This window comes from Dyadobacter sediminis (genome assembly GCF_005860765.1).
In the GTDB taxonomy this organism is placed as follows: Bacteria; Bacteroidota; Bacteroidia; order Cytophagales; family Spirosomataceae; genus Dyadobacter; species Dyadobacter sediminis.
Genome location: NZ_VCEI01000011.1, coordinates 246,248 through 259,781 on the forward strand (window position 1 = coordinate 246,248; position 13,534 = coordinate 259,781).

Genomic DNA, 13,534 nt, shown 5'->3' on the forward strand with positions numbered 1-13,534 from the left:
TATTGAAAATAAACGATCAGACTATGTTACCCAACATTCCGTATACAAATTATAAAAGAGTTGTCATTGTTGGTGCCGGTTTTGGCGGGCTTGCATTAGCCCGTGAAATTGCCAAAAGAGAAGATCTTCAGGTCGTGCTGATCGACCGGAATAATTACCATCAGTTTCAGCCGCTGTTTTATCAGGTTGCCATGGCCGGACTGGAACCCAGCTCCATTTCTTTCCCGCTCCGGAAAGTTTTCCAGTCCAAGAAAAACGTACACATACGCATTACTGAAGTCCACAAGATCAATCCGCATAGAAAATCGATCGATACCGATCTTGGAGAAATCACTTTTGACTACCTCGTTATAGCAACCGGAGCAGTTACCAATTATTTTGGGATGAAGGAAATCGAGGAACGCGCCATTCCGATGAAAACAGTTTCCGAAGCGCTTGCATTGAGAAACCGCCTTCTGCAGAATTTTGAAGACGCGTTATCCGTAGATTCCGAAGACGACAGGGCAGGGTTACTGAGCGTTGTAGTCGTAGGCGGCGGCCCGACAGGCGTGGAGTTGTCGGGAACCTTGGCGGAAATGAAGCATTTTATTCTTCCCAAAGATTATCCGGAAATGGATTTTAAATCCATGCAGATTTATTTACTCGAAGGTTCCGGCAAGTTGCTGGGCGCCATGTCGGAGGAATCGTCTGCGAAATCACGCAAATACTTGGAAGATATGGGTGTTAACGTCCTGACAGATCAGGTTGTCACCAGTTTTGACGGAAAATATGTTACAACCAAACAGGGAACGACGATCCGTGCAGATAATCTGGTGTGGGCTGCGGGAATCAAAGCAAATCCGCTAAACGGCCTTCCGGCAGAAGTAATTGTGCGCGGCGGACGCATCAAAGTAGATCAATACAACCGTGTGGAAGGGTATGACTATATTTTTGCATTGGGCGACGTTGCGGCAATGAATGAAGGCAAATGGGAAAACGGGCATCCGCAGCTTGCGCAGCCGGCCATTCAGCAGGGCGAAACACTTGCTAAAAACATCTGGCGCGTTATGGATGGCAAAAAAGCAGTGCCGTTCAAGTACAAGGATCTGGGTTCCATGGCGACAGTCGGAAGAAATAAGGCAGTAGCAGATCTTCCGTTCGTTAAATTTCAGGGTTTTCTTGCGTGGCTTACGTGGATGTTTGTTCACCTGATTTCCATTGTCGGTGTGAAAAACCGTGTACTGATCCTGATCAACTGGCTCTGGAATTACATCACTAATGACCAGTCGTTACGATTGATCCTGCGGCCGAAAACCATTGCGCAGATTGCAGATAAAAACGAGAAAAATGAAGAAGTACTGAGCTGACAAGCATGCTGTCCCGCCCGTACTTTCTGATAACCTTTCAACCGACGGATTGCATCATTTACAGGTTTTCGTTACATTCGTGTGCTATTTTGTGCCAGATTTGCGTTATACATTAAGGTAATAAACAATTGAAAGATGAAATTAGTATTCAATATTATTCTCATATTCCTGCTTCTGATCGCCTTTGTTCCGTTTTTCAGAAGATTTATTTTCCACTTGCTTGTAGGACGCCAGCTGATTAAAGAACAGGAAAGGCAATACAAGGCACAACAGCAGCAAAGAGCAAGAACGGGCGTAAAAGTTGACAACATACCGCCGGACAACGGCCAGTCTTCACGTTTTCAGGGTGGAGAATACGTGGATTATGAAGAAATAAAATAAAATTACTGCATAAAAAAGCAGCCCGGATCAACCGATCCGGGCTGCTTTTTTATATAAAGAGACTTTTTATCTGCTCAGGAACAGATTGCGTTCGCCGTAAACTTTCTGGAAAAAATCATCCTGTAAATCATCAATGAAATAAATCGCTTCACCAGTGGATTTCATTTCAGGTCCGAGCTCCTTGTTTACATTCGGGAATTTGTTGAAAGAAAAAACCGGAATTTTGATAGCCCAGCCTTTTTTAACCGGATTGAAAGTAAAATCTTTCAGCTTTTTGGTTCCAAGCATCAGTTTCGTTGCATAATTTACATACGGTTCCTGGTAGGCCTTGCAAATGAAAGGGACGGTTCTTGATGCACGGGGATTGGCTTCAATAACGTACACCACGCCGTTTTTGATGGCGAACTGCACATTGATAAGACCGATCACGTTCATGGCCAGCGCAATTTTCCGTGTATGTTCTTCAATCTGACGGATTTCATCATCCGTCAGGTGAAATGGCGGCAAAGTCGCATGCGAGTCACCGGAGTGGATTCCTGCCGGTTCGATATGTTCCATCACACCGATAATATAGGCATCTTCACCGTCACAGATTGCATCCGCTTCCGCTTCCAGCGCACCTTCGAGAAAATGATCCAGAAGAATATTGTTATCCGGAATATCGTGCAGGATTTTTACCACATGCTGTTCCAGTTCTTTTTCGTTGATAACGATTTTCATACTCTGGCCGCCGAGCACGTAACTTGGACGAACCAGAAGCGGAAAGCCCAGCGAGCGCGACAATTCCACTGCAGCATCCGAAGTTCTTACGGTCCCAAACTGAGGAAACGGAATTTCAAGATCTTCGAGCAGGGATGAAAAACGTCCGCGGTCTTCTGCCCAGTCCAGCGAATGGTAACTGGTGCCGATGATCTTGACACCATATTTTTCAAGTTTTTCGGCCATTTTAAGTGCCGTTTGCCCGCCAAGCTGCACAATGACGCCTTCCGGTTTTTCATGTTCGATGATGTCAAAAACATGTTCCCAGAATACCGGTTCGAAATAAAGCTTGTCCGATATATCCGGATCGGTGGAAACCGTTTCCGGGTTGCAGTTGATCATGATGGTTTCATACCCTTCTTCTTTGGCCGCCAGTACACCGTGCACGCAGGAATAATCAAACTCGATTCCCTGCCCGATCCGGTTTGGTCCCGAACCCAGCACCACTACTTTTTTGCGGTCACTGACAATCGATTCATTATCGGGATGTTCTTGCGACGAATTGAAAGTGGAATAGTAATAAGGCGTGCGGGCTTCAAATTCCGCCGCACACGTATCAACGCATTTGTAAACACGGTTGATTCCCAGTGCCTTCCGCTTGTCGTAAACCTTGCTTTCTTTTGTGTTCAGCAAATGGGCGATCTGACGGTCTGCATAACCTTTCTGTTTGGCATTCAGCAGCAGCTCTTTCGGCAGATCTTCCAGGTCGAATTTTTCAATCTCATGTTCCAATTCGATCAGTTCTTCAATCTGGCGCAGGAACCAGGAATCTATTTTGGTCAGATTCTGGATTGTTTTGAAAGACAAGCCTATTTTAAAGGCATCGTATATATGGAACAGCCGGTCCCAGCTCGGATGCTGAAGACTGCGTTTGATCGCTTCCTGGTCGCGTAGTTCACGGCCGTCCGCACCCAGTCCGTTTCTTCTGATTTCCAGTGACTGACAAGCTTTCTGCAGCGCTTCCTGAAAATTGCGTCCGATTCCCATGGCTTCACCGACGGATTTCATCTGAAGACCAAGCGACCGGTCGGCACCTTTGAATTTGTCGAAATTCCAGCGCGGAACTTTTACAATAACGTAATCAATGGAAGGTTCAAAAAAAGCAGAAGTACTTCCGGTAATCGGGTTGATCAGTTCATCCAGATTGTAACCAATCGCCATTTTGGCAGCAATTTTGGCAATCGGGTAACCCGTTGCTTTCGATGCAAGTGCCGAAGAACGGGAAACACGCGGGTTGATTTCAATCGCAATAATCTGGTCATCAGCCGGATTTACAGAAAACTGAACGTTACAGCCGCCGGCAAATTTTCCGATTCCGTCCATCATTTTAATGGCAAGATCGCGCATTTGCTGATACAGCGTATCCGGCAAAGTCATGGCCGGTGCAACGGTAATGCTGTCGCCGGTATGAACGCCCATCGGGTCAAAATTTTCAATGGAGCAGATAATGATGAAGTTGCCGTTACTGTCACGCAGCAATTCAAGCTCATATTCTTTCCAGCCCATGGCACTTTGTTCAACAAGTACTTCGTGAACCGGAGAAGCATGCAGGCCGTTGTTAAGTGCTCTGTCAAAATCCTCTTCCCGCTCTACAAAGCCGCCGCCTGTTCCGCCAAGCGTATAGGAAGGACGGATTACAAGCGGGAAACCAATTTCCTGCGCAATTTCCTTGCCTTCCAGAAAGGATCTTGCAGTGCGTCCGCGGCATACATTTACATTCAGTTCAAGCATTTTCAAACGGAATTTTTCTCTGTCTTCCGTTGTCTCAATGGCTTTTATATCCACACCGATAATTTCGATGCCGTATTTTTTCCAGATTCCTGCCTTATCGCAGTCGATAGCAAGGTTTAATGCAGTCTGGCCTCCCATGGTTGGAAGAACGGCGTCAATGGGCTTACCAAGTGCCTTGTGCTTTTCCAGAATCTCAACAATATATTTCTTTTCAAGCGGCAAAAGATATACATGATCTGCACTGATCGGGTCCGTCATGATGGTTGCCGGATTCGAATTGATCAGTACAACCTCAATTCCTTCTTCGCGAAGGGAGCGGGCTGCCTGTGAGCCGGCGTAATCGAATTCGCACGCCTGACCGATGACAATTGGACCTGAACCGATAATCAGAACGGATTTAATATTGGTGTTTTTGGGCACAGTTAATGATAATTTGTAGAATAAAAGAAATTAAATATCAACAACTTTTGGCTTTGCCTGGGATTTATGAGCAGGGGTACGTCCAAAAATTCCACAAAGTTAATTCACATATCTGAAAAAGAAGATCAGGTTGGCGGAAATTACTGTTATTTTTTAGGCTGACAGCAATAATAAACTCAGATACAGTTTATTGCAGCGGCACAATGGAAGGTGCTGAAATGTCGAAATCCCTTAAACGGAGCGGAACATTGCCGTCAATCGCAAATCGGATGGAAGAGGAGTTTCCCGGAATATTCGGGTAATACCCGATCCGTAACTGAAGTGTATTAAACGTAAGACTTTCATTTCTGAGCCGCAGGCCAAACCCATAACCCTGATAAAGCGGCCCGCTCCAAAGCGACTGTACGCCGTTGACAAGCCCCAGATCGGCAAAGACAAAGTAGGCAATTCGGAATCCGAGCAAACTTTTGTCAGAAAAAAACACTGTTTCGGTTCCGAGTGTCAGCCTTTTGGTACCGATAAGCTGCTCGCTGTTGATGCCTCTGATACCCTGTTCTCCGCTGATATTCAGGTAGTCCAGCGGATCTCTGTTAACGCCGTGCGTATAACGGAATGCCAGAAACTGCCGGAAAAAGCTGTATCGAAACGGAATCAGGTTGCTGATGTAATTGAGCTGGCCATGCAGTACGCCTTGCTGTGCATTGCCTTCCTTGGAATAAGTGCCGATATTCACCAATCCGTACATATAACCCAGATTGTATGGAAGATATTTTCCCGTAGCATATTGCAGCCCGCCATAACCTCTTGCCCCGAACTCTGTATTTTCCTGTCCGATTGTCAGCGCAAAAAGATTTCCGACTGGAACGTCTTCGGTACGGCCGAAACCGTAAATCAGTACGTCGCGTTTGTAATTACGGTTGGAATAACCCAGACTGATCAGGGTCGCACTTCGGTTCCAGTAAATGCGGTTGAGGTCCGGCGCTACTTGCGGGCGGTCCCGAAAGCTGTATTTGTTGTGCCGGATGGCAGTCACAAGCCTTGAATCCTTGCTCAGCCGGCTTTCCGGAAAAGGAAATTTGAAAGCCCTTCCGAGCCAGATATCATAGTAATTGAATTCCGTGGGATAACGGATCTGCACTTCGGTGTCGTCCAGAAGCCGTTTGTATTGCCGGAGCCGGGTATGCCCGACATCTACTGCGCCTGCATATTTGGTTTCATTCGTTAAAAACCGCCTGAAAAAATGAATGGATTGTTCCTGACGGTCGCGTTCAAAAATCAGGTTTGCCTGTCCGGTAATAAAGGTTTTTCCGATATAAGGAATCGTGTAAATGGTCCTGAACTGAAACTTCTGAAGCGTATCTCTGGCATCCCAGCGAAAAGCTGTCCGCTGCGAATGCGTCGTTCCGCGCACATTGATGTTTTCCAGCCCGATGTTGAATTTGTTAAATGAATTGAACCCGCCTGAAAAATTCAGCGACCACGCATCCTGTATCAGTACAATGACATCAGCCATCCACGTTACATCCTTTCTGGGCACCACCAGTATACGCGCATCCACAATCGTCCGGTTGGTTCTCAGCAGACGTTCGTTGTCTTTCAGCACCTGCGCTCGAATGTCGTCGCCTTCCGAAAAGAGCAGAAATGATTTCCGGATAATGCCTTCGCGCGTATTGGTATGCAGGCTTTTACTCACAAATCTTTCCAGCTGATTCCCTTTCCGCGTGGTGTCGTACACGGATTCACCTAAGATATTGAGCTGCCGAATGTATATTTTCCTGATCACCATTCCTTCGTATGGTGTAAAAGGATTGGTCTCGATTTCTTTTACCTCAGTTACTTTTCCCTGATTGTAAACATCCCTGAAAAGAAGCCTGTAAACGGCGCGCGAAAATTTGGTCTTCGACATCCGCGTTTTCAGGTTTGTATAGCGCGTACTGTCTCTGCTGTATATTTCCAGGCTGTCCGGATTTTGCGCCGACGCCAGTGTGGAAAGCAAGAAAAACAGCAGGATATATCTATACATGTACAATTTTATTCCAAATCAACAGATTTAACGTAAACGTACCAACGACAGATATAGTGAGATCCAGCAAATGGATTTAAAAACCGGAATTTGAAAGGGGTAAAGTTACTTTTTATCGGCTTCCAGAATCGCCTGTGCCGCTTTTTCCAGTGTACTCGGAGCAGGCGCTTTCTTCTGAGCGAATTTACCGTTGGGCCGCATCACAGCAAACGTGGCCGCATCCAGCGGATTGAGCCTGAAAAGAAGATCCATCATCTGGTTGCTGTCGAGGAACAAATGGACGCCTTTAAGCTGATGGCGTACAACATACTGCCGTAAACGTGCTTCCTGGGAAATACTCTCATCGCCGGGCAAATGAAGATAAACGAAGACAACATCATCAGGCACATTGGCCTGCAATGCCGGAATGTAGTCAAGTTCTTCTCTGCTCCGCGGATCGTCCAGGTTCCACTTTGTAATGTAAATGGTTTTTCCCTTGTAACGTTCTGTTATGCGGTTCAGCCAGGAAGTGCCGTTGTCATTGGAAGCCGTGAAAAAGTAGCCGGGCAGAACTTCAACGGGATCAGCTGTAACATTCTTGAATTCAACTGCCGTTCTGATGTTGGCGCTGTCTTTGACTTCCAGGTTTACGATTTCGTCCAGCGACTGCCTGAACTGCGGAATGCCTATATTCGACTGAATGTATTTGCTTAGAACAAGCTGTTGTTTATAGGAAAATTTGTACAGATTCTTTGCCAGATAACGCACTCTCAGGAATTCAGTAGCGGTGCTGTCAAAAAGCTCGCTGTAAAGTTTGTTTTCTCTTTCATAATTGAAAAGCAGGTTCAGAACCATTTCGTTACGCGCAAAAATTTTGTTCATAAAATCAAGCTCGCCTTTGTCTCTCAAACCGCTGCCGGTTATGGCATCCAGCCGTTGCTTTTCTTCCTGTGTCAGATTGGCTGCATTGTTCCGGATCAGGGAAGACATCAATCTTACCGGAAGCGTGTTGGTACGTGACGGATTGGTGTATTTCTTTTCCTCAACCAGAAGATCTGCATAATTGCCGAAGCGGTTTGCCCAGATGACGCGCTGCGCCGTAAGCGGCGGACTGGAAAGCCGTTGCAGACTGTCCAGCAGTTCCTTGGGAACCTGCACCTGGTTGCTTAATGCATATTCGTATAAAACCTGCAGTTGTTCCTCATCCGAAATGGATTTTGCCCATTGATACAATGCAGGCGAAGCTACTGTATTTTGCGTGGCAGAACGGACTGCAGACAAACGAAGCTGTGCACGGCTTTGCGCCAGACGTTTGGCATCTTCCGGACTTCTTTCCCAGAATGACTTGAAAAAGTCAGTTCCAAGTTGTTTGCTGGAATTCAGAAGCCGGGTTTCTTCAGTCAGGAATTGTGCATACTGATTATTGGCATCTGCATTTACGCCTGAGAAGTAAAACAGTTTTTTTGCGTTTCGCAATGAATCGCCGTTGAAGACAATTTCAACGGTTCCAGCCGAGCCAAGAAACGTAGTAAATGCTTTTCCGCCGTAATCCAGATAAAATTCCTCTTTTGGAAAAAGAATGGGCAAGGAAACCCTGAAACTTCCGTCTGCCTGAAGCGGCGCTTGTTTGCTGAGTTCAGATTGCGGCTGCAGTATGTTGTTTCTGGAAAATGTAATGGAAGGAGCCTGACGGTATAACCGGCCATTCAGATTTAAAATTTTTCCTTTGATAATCAGCGAATCGGTAGCTGCCCATGAAACGGATAAAAATCCTGTGAATATAATAGTGAGAACGATGAGGCGCATGAACGTATTTGTTAGGAATTGATAACGAAAAATAGTGAGGCTTTTTCGTGCTGCCAAATTTGTTATTTTTATTCCGTTCATAATTGGCAGCTATTCGTCCGGCTGTAAGTTTTTGATTGGTTATGCCCTGTCTTCATTTTCGGGAAGCTGTTCCGAATTGCCGTCTTCATAGCGCACATAAATGCCGTGATAACGTTCCTGAACAGTATAATCTTTTCTGAGTGGATGGCCTTCCCAGTCTTCAGGCAGTAAAATACGCCGGAGGTCAGGATGTCCCTCAAAGTATATGCCCATCAGGTCAAAGGCTTCTCTTTCATGCCAGTCGGCAGTGCGCCAGATGTGGCTTACAGATGGAACCGAAGGCAAAGTTTGATCCGGTGTATTTCTGGGGAAAACCGTTTTGAGCGCCAGATTATGACCGTAAGGAATGGATGTCATGTTGTAAATTACTTCCATTGTTGCTATTCCCGGCCCGTTATCCATCGCGGTGATGCATTCCAGAAAGTCAAAATACAATTGTTCATCTTCATGCAGAAAGCGGCATATTTCAGCGACATCTTCCAACGGAACGATCAGAATAGGCTGCGTGCCTTTGGTATCTATATCCAGTCCGGATTCGGTAAACCGGGCAGCGATCAAAGCGGTAATTTCCTGAAAAGTCATGATTTTGGGTTTATGCTACGGGCAATGCTGCATTTTCGGATTCCATTTCCAGGAACAGTTCCGGAGCAATGGGGTGTTCGCCTCTTATTTTTTCCTGCAGTTTCAAAAAACCGCCGATCAATGCTTCCGGACGCGGCGGGCAACCCGGAACGTATACATCCACAGGTATGATCCTGTCAACACCTTTTACGACATGATAGCCGTGTTCCCAATATGGGCCGCCGCAGTTGGAACAGCTTCCCATCGAAATGACATAGCGCGGTTCGGGCATTTGTTCGTAAAGCCTGCGGATACGGTCGGCCATCCGGAAAGTCACTGTTCCGGCAACGATCATGACATCAGACTGTCTCGGAGAAGGCCGTGGCAAAATTCCGAAACGTTCCAGATCATAATTGGATGCATAAGCCGCCATCATTTCTATTGCACAGCATGCAATCCCGAATCCCATCGGCCACAAGGACGATAACCTTGCCCAGTTCATCAGGTCTTCGGCATTGGTGAGAATAATGCCGCCGTTGCCTGTTTTTATTTTATCACTCATCATTCGTATTTATCTTTGAAAATTTTCAACGCAATGGATACTGCCGTATGTGCATCATCCATTGAACATAAAAGTAACCATAATTAGCTGTAATATGTTTCCGGTTTTCACGCACAAAGCAATTCCGTTGTTCCATCATATGAAAAACAGGATACTTCTGTACTTACTTCTTACAACAGCCACTTTTACGTCCGTTCAGGCGCAAACCGATTCTACACTGCGGATTTTTGACAGCGGTTTTGGCATTTACGCCGAACTGGGAATGCTTCCTGCAAACAAAGCCATAAGAAACGAGCTTGCCAAAATGAACATCAAACCTTTTACGGCTTTTATGGGCTCCGTAGTGCTCACAAGACGGAGGGAATCGCCGCGCTGGTTTTCAGAAGGCCGCATCATAGCCATGAACAGCACCAATTATACAACCGGAAAAAACGGCTTGAAAGCAGATCTTGCCGGCATCGGAATCGGAACGGACGGCGGACCCAAACTGATGAACAACCCGCGCTGGAACCTCACCATTCCTTTCGGAGCTGACGTAATGCTCTACCGGCTGAGTATCAAAAGCGACGGTCAGGTTGCAATCGGACCGTTACTGCAGAATCCGTCTGCTTACAAGCCGGTAAGATTACTGAATGCCAACATTAACCTGCATGCAGGAATCGGCGCGGATTACAAGATGGATTTCTTGCCAAAGTTTAATGAGAAGGTATTTTTAAGCGGCAAATTAACATATCAGCAGCCGCTTCTGGCAAAAAGGAAATGGAAATCGGAAAGTGTAACGGTAAGCGATTTGCCATCACTGAAACTAAACCAGATCTTTTTCCAGATCGGGCTTGTATTTTTCCCCAAACGCAGGATAAAGTCATGATTTTTAGCTGTTAGCTATTAGCTTTTAGCGAATAGATTTTGGCTTTTAGCAACTGGCTTTTAATTCCTTATTCGTAAATCTTACAAACAACAAATGACCAAACCCCGCCAACTTCCCAAAACACGCACCTCAAAACAAAAAATGACAAAAAGCAGCAAACGTCACTAAAAAGCCAAAAAACAACAATTGACCAAACCCCCACCAACTTTCCGAAACATAGACATCAAAACAAAAAATGATAAAAAGCAGCAAACGTCACTAAAAAGCCAAAAAACAACAATTGACCAAACCCCCACCAATTTCCCGAAACACGCACCTCAAAACAAAAAATGACAAAAAGCAGCAAACGTCACTAAAAAGCCAAATCAAAACATCCAGCCTTAACTCCTGCGATATTTTTCATTAACCCTTTTATACATGTCCATTGGTACGGGCGATTTTACCTCCGGAACCTTCGGGTTTGGCCTTACCCAGTCCAGATAACCTTTTGCCCATGCATATGCCAGACCTAAAATAAGGATTCCGATAAAAACGCTCATTTCGGCCATTGCAAACCAGCCCCACGCGCCGTTTGTCTGCCTGATCAGCTCTTCATTTCCAAAAACAACAGACCATGGAAACAGAAACAGAAGCTCTACTTCAAACAGCACGAATATGAGCGCAACAACATAAAACCGTACATTGAACTGAATATTCGCATTTCCAACCGGATCTTCGCCGGATTCATAAGTTGTCAGTTTTTCTTCGTTCGGTTTGGCCGGACGCAGAAAGCGGGCAATGGTCAGCATGACGCCGAGCAGCGTCAGTGCGGCAATGATAAATAAAAAGATATAGCCGAAATCGGAAAGCATGATTACCCGGATGTTTGTGCAAAGCTACTGATTTTGGGCAAGCAGTAAAGTTTGTCGTCTAAAAATGAAAAAGCCATTGTTCCGGCACCGGGTACAATGGCCTAAAATGTTCAGGTTTGTTTTCATTTTCCGGGTTCCTGCAGCCAGACTACTTTTTGTTCGGACTTGTGTTCCTGGCCGATGACGTGGCGGTACAAATCCGGACGGCGTGCTTTCAGATATCTGAAACCACCCGCCTGTTCCAGCTTTTCGGGCGTCAGTGTAGCAACGGCAATATCGTTGCCCAGTTCACGGCACTCGGCAATGACGTCGCCGAAAGGATCAAGGATCATGGAACAGCCGTTTTTAAGCTGGTCATCATCCATACCGACGGGATTGCTGAAAACGGCATAAACCGCATTGTCATAAGCACGTGCCGGCAGCCATTTCATCAGCCAGCTCCGGCCTTTCAAACCATCAAATTCCTGTCTGAGCGAAGTAGGATCTGCTTCCCTGTTTTCCCACAATGCGGGATCCACAAAGCCGGCGCCGGGACGGGTAGAAGGTGTACACATGGTTACGTGCGGCATAAAGATAATGTCCGCTCCGAGCAATTTGGTTGCTCTTACGTTTTCCACGATATTGTTATCATAACAGATCAGGATGCCGCATTTCCAGCCGTAAAGCTCAAAAACAACGTATGCGTCGCCGGGTGTCAGATGCAGATTTATAAACGGATGCAGTTTTCGGTATTTGGCGACCAGCCCGTTTTCATCCACGCAAACATACGCTTTGTACATTTTGTCATCCGCATCTTTTTCAAAAAGTCCGGCCAGAACGGCAATCCTGTTTTCTGCCGCAATGCGCTGAAGTTTTTGAATGCTCGGACCGTCGGGAATGAACTCTGAAATTTCGAGCATCTGTTCGCGCGACAGATTCCGGGCAAAAGTGTAGCCGGTAATCGAACATTCGTGAAACGCAATCACTTTTGCGCCTTTTTCAGCCGCTTCCTTTGAAAGCCGGCTGATCACCTCCAGATTGTAATCCTTGTCACCGCTTTTATTCTCAAACTGTGCCGTAGCAATTTTTAAATTTTCCATGTTTTGCCCATCGCATTATTTTCCTTTACTATCTGTAATTCACCATTGCTTCGCCCAGAAACTTTGTCCTTTGAAACCGCTCTGTAAAAGCAGACGCGCAGCCTGACTGCTCCGTTTTCCGCTCTGGCAGTAGAAGATGATCTTTTTATCCTGTGGAAATGACGCAATGCTTTCCGGGATTTCGGATAACGGAATATTGATTCCGCCAAAGTTATCTGCTTCAAATTCGTTGTATTCCCTCACATCCACCAAATGAACTTGTTCCGGATCTTCCATCTGCAGACTTTCAAATTCTTCATAAGTAAGTTCGCCGATAGCCGGTTCCGGTTTTTCAGCCGTTCTTGGTTCGGAAGGTTTGATGTCGCCGGCAGCAGCCGATCTTGCAAATTCAAACAACTGCACGGAACCGTTAAGCGCATTGATCAACATCAGTTTGCCGGACAAGACATCACCTATTCCGCAGATTATCTTAATGGCTTCATTCGTCATGTAAGTACCGATGATGCCCGGCAGAATTCCGATTACGCCGGCTTCTTCGCAGTTGTCGCCATCCTCTGCATCGGGAAAAAGGCAGCGGTAAGTTGGGCCGTTATGGTAATTGAATACGGAAACCTGGCCTTCAAAACGCAGGATGGAACCGAAGACAAAGGGTTTGTCCAGTTTAACACAAACATCATTGACAAGATACCGCGTAGGGAAATTGTCCGATGCATCAATAACCAGATCATATTCGGAAACGATTTCAGCAGCATTTTCTTCCGCAAGCCGCACCGGATAAGAGTGTATTTGAACAAAAGGATTGATTGCTGATAATTTATTTGCAGCCGTTGCCGATTTGTTTTTGCCCACATCGTCACTGGAATATAAGATCTGGCGGTGCAGGTTGGTGACGTCAACGGTATCATCATCGACAATTCCCAGGCTGCCAGCGCCGGCCGCCGCCAGATAAAGCAGCACCGGGCAGCCCAGCCCGCCCGCACCGACTACAAGGATTTTTGATGCCTTGAGTTTTTCCTGTCCGGCCAGTCCGACTTCAGGTAAAAGAATTTGCCTGCTGTAACGTTTGCGTTCCTGAATTTCGAGCATT

Annotated in this window: 11 protein-coding genes; 3 read left to right on the top strand and 8 right to left on the bottom strand. The window is 46.1% G+C overall.

The features are described 5' to 3' along the window. Positions 1-23 precede the first annotated feature (23 nt). Together FEM55_RS02025 and FEM55_RS02030 are read left to right on the top strand one after the other, a co-directional pair. Entirely contained in the window at positions 24-1,346 is a 1,323-nt protein-coding gene (locus tag FEM55_RS02025) for an NAD(P)/FAD-dependent oxidoreductase (RefSeq protein ID WP_138279645.1), read from the top strand. A gap of 135 nt (positions 1,347-1,481) precedes the next feature. Beyond that, positions 1,482-1,727, top strand: coding sequence for a DUF4834 domain-containing protein (locus FEM55_RS02030; RefSeq protein WP_138279646.1), 246 nt, complete (start codon positions 1,482-1,484; stop codon positions 1,725-1,727). 66 nt (positions 1,728-1,793) lie between these two features. On the opposite strand, the gene carB is transcribed toward FEM55_RS02030, so the two are convergent. The 5 genes from carB to nuoB all read right to left on the bottom strand — a co-directional run bounded on the left by carB (position 1,794) and on the right by nuoB (position 9,649). Beyond that, entirely contained in the window at positions 1,794-4,637 is a 2,844-nt protein-coding gene (carB, locus tag FEM55_RS02035) for a carbamoyl-phosphate synthase large subunit (RefSeq protein WP_138279647.1), read from the bottom strand. A 187-nt stretch (positions 4,638-4,824) separates the two neighbouring features. After that, complete coding sequence (locus tag FEM55_RS02040; protein ID WP_138279648.1) at positions 4,825-6,660, bottom strand: BamA/TamA family outer membrane protein; 1,836 nt, start codon at positions 6,658-6,660, stop codon at positions 4,825-4,827. 105 nt (positions 6,661-6,765) lie between these two features. Next, on the bottom strand, positions 6,766-8,445 hold the full coding sequence (locus FEM55_RS02045; protein ID WP_138279649.1) for a hypothetical protein: 1,680 nt from the start codon (positions 8,443-8,445) through the stop codon (positions 6,766-6,768). 120 nt (positions 8,446-8,565) lie between these two features. Further along, on the bottom strand, positions 8,566-9,108 hold the full coding sequence (locus tag FEM55_RS02050) for an NADH-quinone oxidoreductase subunit C (protein WP_138279650.1): 543 nt from the start codon (positions 9,106-9,108) through the stop codon (positions 8,566-8,568). A gap of 10 nt (positions 9,109-9,118) precedes the next feature. Further along, the gene (gene nuoB, locus FEM55_RS02055) at positions 9,119-9,649 is read right to left on the bottom strand and encodes an NADH-quinone oxidoreductase subunit NuoB (protein WP_138280610.1); all 531 of its coding nucleotides are present in this window, start codon (positions 9,647-9,649) and stop codon (positions 9,119-9,121) included. A 139-nt stretch (positions 9,650-9,788) separates the two neighbouring features. Here nuoB and FEM55_RS02060 point away from each other — a divergent pair, with 139 nt between their 5' ends. Next, the gene (locus tag FEM55_RS02060) at positions 9,789-10,517 is read left to right on the top strand and encodes a hypothetical protein (RefSeq protein WP_138279651.1); all 729 of its coding nucleotides are present in this window, start codon (positions 9,789-9,791) and stop codon (positions 10,515-10,517) included. A gap of 380 nt (positions 10,518-10,897) precedes the next feature. On the opposite strand, the gene FEM55_RS02065 is transcribed toward FEM55_RS02060, so the two are convergent. From FEM55_RS02065 to moeB, 3 genes are all read right to left on the bottom strand, one after another. After that, a complete protein-coding gene (locus tag FEM55_RS02065; RefSeq protein WP_138279652.1) occupies positions 10,898-11,368 on the bottom strand; it encodes an NADH-quinone oxidoreductase subunit A in 471 nt (156 codons plus the stop codon). A gap of 122 nt (positions 11,369-11,490) precedes the next feature. After that, positions 11,491-12,447, bottom strand: coding sequence for a nitrilase family protein (locus tag FEM55_RS02070; protein ID WP_138279653.1), 957 nt, complete (start codon positions 12,445-12,447; stop codon positions 11,491-11,493). A 39-nt stretch (positions 12,448-12,486) separates the two neighbouring features. After that, a complete protein-coding gene (moeB, locus tag FEM55_RS02075; RefSeq protein WP_138279654.1) occupies positions 12,487-13,533 on the bottom strand; it encodes a HesA/MoeB/ThiF family protein in 1,047 nt (348 codons plus the stop codon). Between the last annotated feature and the right edge of the window lies 1 nt (position 13,534).

What these genes read in the sequence shown, in the direction of transcription:
- FEM55_RS02025 (WP_138279645.1), top strand. Translation starts at nt 24, where the DNA reads ATGTTACCCAACATTCCGTATACAAATTATAAAAGAGTTGTCATTGTT.
- FEM55_RS02030 (WP_138279646.1), top strand. Translation starts at nt 1,482, where the DNA reads ATGAAATTAGTATTCAATATTATTCTCATATTCCTGCTTCTGATCGCC.
- FEM55_RS02040 (WP_138279648.1), bottom strand. Translation starts at nt 6,660, where the DNA reads ATGTATAGATATATCCTGCTGTTTTTCTTGCTTTCCACACTGGCGTCG.
- FEM55_RS02045 (WP_138279649.1), bottom strand. Translation starts at nt 8,445, where the DNA reads ATGCGCCTCATCGTTCTCACTATTATATTCACAGGATTTTTATCCGTT.
- FEM55_RS02050 (WP_138279650.1), bottom strand. Translation starts at nt 9,108, where the DNA reads ATGACTTTTCAGGAAATTACCGCTTTGATCGCTGCCCGGTTTACCGAA.
- nuoB (WP_138280610.1), bottom strand. Translation starts at nt 9,649, where the DNA reads ATGAGTGATAAAATAAAAACAGGCAACGGCGGCATTATTCTCACCAAT.
- FEM55_RS02060 (WP_138279651.1), top strand. Translation starts at nt 9,789, where the DNA reads ATGAAAAACAGGATACTTCTGTACTTACTTCTTACAACAGCCACTTTT.
- FEM55_RS02065 (WP_138279652.1), bottom strand. Translation starts at nt 11,368, where the DNA reads ATGCTTTCCGATTTCGGCTATATCTTTTTATTTATCATTGCCGCACTG.
- FEM55_RS02070 (WP_138279653.1), bottom strand. Translation starts at nt 12,447, where the DNA reads ATGGAAAATTTAAAAATTGCTACGGCACAGTTTGAGAATAAAAGCGGT.
- moeB (WP_138279654.1), bottom strand. Translation starts at nt 13,533, where the DNA reads ATGCTCGAAATTCAGGAACGCAAACGTTACAGCAGGCAAATTCTTTTA.